At 49.5% G+C, this 408-nt stretch carries 1 tRNA gene and 1 rRNA gene; both read left to right on the top strand.

Annotated elements, in window-relative coordinates:
• Positions 1 to 70: ribosomal RNA gene (locus tag Xhom_RS25435) — 16S ribosomal RNA — on the top strand; the annotation flags it as partial.
• An 88-nt stretch (positions 71 to 158) separates the two neighbouring features.
• Positions 159 to 234 (top strand) — tRNA-Glu (locus Xhom_RS25440).
• The last annotated feature ends 174 nt before the right edge of the window (positions 235 to 408 follow it).

Here is a 408-nt window from a genome sequence, read left to right on the forward strand (position 1 = left end):
GTGATTCATGACTGGGGTGAAGTCGTAACAAGGTAACCGTAGGGGAACCTGCGGTTGGATCACCTCCTTACCGAAAAGATAGTGAATTTTGTGCAGTGCCCACACAGATTGTCTGATGAAATGAAAAAGAAGCAGCGCGTCTGCGAAGAAGACTGATTGTCCCCTTCGTCTAGAGGCCTAGGACACCGCCCTTTCACGGCGGTAACAGGGGTTCGAATCCCCTAGGGGACGCCACGCTGCAGGAAACGGGTGAAAGGCGTGACCGACGTTTATTTTTAAGTGGGCTGCAGGCAGCCGATTTACAAATAATGCTCTTTAACAATCTGGAACAAGCTGAAAATTTGAAACAATCAGTACTGTAACCGCGCTAAGGCGGCAGTATTGAGGAGTCTCTCAATCACTCCAGTC

The sequence above is a fragment of the Xenorhabdus hominickii genome (genome assembly GCF_002632725.1).
GTDB lineage: Bacteria > Pseudomonadota > Gammaproteobacteria > Enterobacterales > Enterobacteriaceae > Xenorhabdus > Xenorhabdus hominickii.